This is a genomic window from Janthinobacterium sp. LPB2021202312-11-4, assembly GCF_037049705.1.
GTDB lineage: Bacteria > Pseudomonadota > Gammaproteobacteria > Pseudomonadales > Pseudomonadaceae > Aquipseudomonas.
The window spans coordinates 1-3,040 of the sequence record NZ_JBAGKV010000071.1 but is presented as its reverse complement, the minus strand read 5'-3'; the positions used below and the strand labels follow the sequence as shown (position 1 = coordinate 3,040).

The following is a 3,040-nucleotide window of genomic DNA, read 5'->3' as shown; positions in this document are numbered from 1 at the left end:
TTAAATCAGCTTTTGCATTATACATAATGGCCATCGCCTCGGCGTCGCCGCTTATGGCACGAGGCTCAGCCGTTTTTATCAACAACTCCAGCCAATCACTAGCAGTTTTAATTCCCGGGGGGCACTTATTAGCCACCGCGCATAGATCACCACCTGCGGTCGCGAGCTTGAACATTGAATAATAGTCGCCTTGAGCAGCAGATGCTTCGTACCATTTTTGAGCTTCGGCTGTCATGAGCTGTTTGTCTTTACGTAGTTCTTCAGCAAGGTAAAACTGTGCTTCTGCATCTCCCGCTTCGGCCGCAATACGTAATTCTGGTTCGGCCGTTTTGTACTGGTTGAAGAGGGTGATTCCGCGAGTTTTAGCTGTTTCTTGTGCGGATGAAAGTTGCGCAAATACATTGCTAGTAAATGCCAACAAAAATAGTGCTACTGTAAAAGTAGGGGTACGTAACATTTTTTTACCTTGAGCTTACTGAGTTGGGCCGGTGTAGGTTGCTTTTCCACCCGGTACAAAAGTCCTTCCGTAATATTGTACCCGATGACATGATCCATCCAGGCGAGCACCGAGTATATTTACATGCATTTTGTATCTGGCACGCATTTCATCGTTCTGGTCACCAAACAATCTTTGGACTGCTTCGGACATAAAGTTGTCCATCCTCAATCTGTTTTCGCAATAACTTTGTTCTGCATTGCTTGAGGCTTTTGTACCAAATCGATTCATGCTCATACAGGCTTCTTCAAACTGCGCTTGCGCTAAAGGAATCGTTCCTTGCGTCTTGGCTTGATTCACAATCCAGCCAAGTACACGCTCAATCGCTTGTTGTTGAAGCAAATGGCATTGGTCTTTTGTGTAGGCTTTTTCAACTGGCTGTGATTCAGTGCCTACGGTCACATACTCTCTAATCTTGAAGGATTCCGCCGTCGAAATAAGCGTCATCAACATAGGTCCAAGAGCACCTGGTGTTGCAGTCAGGAACCATTGCTCAAGCTCCGCCTGTTGCCGATAGGTCATGATCGAATGCGCAATGGATGCACCACGCCCACCCCCCGTCAACGCCTCATACAACGACATCACCGTATCAATTCCTACCATATAAATCATGGAGACTTCCATGCCCGCAGCACCGAGGAAGTTAAGCTTGTCGATGTAGTCGGCAGCGTCGTCCGTTACAAATATCAGGGATTTATCCTGATTTTTATGCATTTCGCGGCGCAGCAAGTTGATGAAATCGGTAACGCCGTCGTAACCCACTTCGAACTGGAATTCGCCGCCAGCGCCGGGCCCTACGATGAGCGATGCTTTGAAGCGCAATATGAAGCGGCCTTCATTAAGTGAAATGGCAATATCACCATTTGCACCTACGCCGTATGCCGCGGTGAAGCCAGCAGTCAGGCGCGCCAGACTGTACCACTGGCTGGTTTTGGCGTTGTTCGCACTATTTGCCATGCCTGGGGCTGGAGGAGTGCGTAGCGCTGCGATTTCTTTAGGCGGCGCCCAGTTCAACGCACCCGTCAACAAGATGCCCGCTTGTACCCCGGCGAACATGTTGAACTCCGCTTTCGCTCCATCTTCGATCCTGACTTTCGCTGCGTCCCCGGTAAGTTCTTGCCCACTGCGTACCGTACCTGCCGTTGCTTTGGAGGTTTCTGGTCGTTTGGCGTCGGTGATTTCCGGAAGATTGAGGCCGCCTTGTACGTTGGCACGCCCGAGTTGAACGCTGGACGAAAGAAGTAGCGATGCTCCGGTGTAGCCCCAGGCTCTGGCACCCAAATGAAGAGAGAACCTGCCGAGATTAAGGTTTTTGCGATTTTTCTCGTAGTCCAAATACGGAATCAGGATGTCTTTGGCTTGATCTCTACCCGGCAGATCCAGCTTCATCAATTCTACTTCGCCACGAGCGAGGTCGATTCCCAAGGTCACTTCTGCTTTGGCAGACGCCTTGAAGTTATCCGCCACGCTGAAACTTGGGCCAGTGACCTTTGCTGCGGCATGGATTGACGACTGGGGTGGTGTCAGGCACCGAACCAATTGCGCTTGCGGACTATTGTCGAACAGTCGAAGAGAACTTCGGACTTCTTCTTTGAAAAGAAGTTGGCGCAGGCGCAGGCCCCAGGCTTTGCGTGCACCTTCGTCATCTAACGTGTCGACCTTATAGTTTTTCGATTTCAGGTAGGTGTGAAAGATTTCAACGTCAAACCAACCTTTTTCGTCGAACCAGTTACTTTGCTGGTCCTTGATCGCTACGGCACCTTGCAGGCGAAGCCACTCATTGAAGGGGTTATCTTCTGTGTCCGTTCCTGCTTTTGAACTACTATCGCCGGGAACCTTAACCAGTCCTTTCTTTGCACTGGCGCCGACTTCGCTCAAGTCCTTCTTCAACGCTTTTTCGATACCTTCAAGATTCAGAAGGCTCAAGTGCTTCAATGCCGTATTCGGACTGTTGAAGAGGGCAACTTCTCGTAGAGGAAAACCTGCTTTGACGAGGCGCTCTTCGGGTTTCGGCTGGAACTGTTCGGGCTCCCAAAGCAAATGTCGCAGCGGCAATGCAGCTGCGACGGCAGCTTCAGCATCTTCCCGGAGTTGGAAGCGAGCTAATTGGATGCGCTGCCATTCAGCTTCCTCTGCCTCCACGATACCTGCGGGAGCGGCGACGTTTTGACCGCTCGCGTCGATCCAGGCTTTATATTTTGATCGAATCTGTTCGCTAAGCTTTGTCTGCTGCTGCTCCATCTCCAGATACGATTTAAACTTCTCGACTCCAGTGCTGATGTCTCCGGTGTCCGGGATAAATGCGAACTCAGGTAAAGCCAAGCCGTAATCAGCAACCTTCAAAATTGAATCAATATAGGCGGCGAAGTCCTTTTCGATCTTTTTACGGTCACTGGCGACGCCTTCCAGGTAACTGCACATGCGGGCTTTGCCATCGATAACGCAGTTGGTAGCGTCGGCATAAGCCTTCTTGTTTTTCTGGAAGTCTTCTTCCTTCAGTGTGGTCAGCTTTCCCTTGACCATAAGCGCTTCGCGAGCCTTTAG

The 3,040-nt window shown here is 50.4% G+C and carries 1 protein-coding gene and 1 pseudogene; both read right to left on the bottom strand.

Annotated elements, in window-relative coordinates; translation table 11 throughout:
* A pseudogene (locus V5E99_RS30815) lies at window positions 1-457 on the bottom strand (hypothetical protein); the annotation flags it as partial.
* A 15-nt stretch (window positions 458-472) separates the two neighbouring features.
* A partial coding sequence (locus tag V5E99_RS30810) for a hypothetical protein (protein WP_499806289.1) occupies window positions 473-3,040 on the bottom strand: 2,568 nt, incomplete at its 5' end.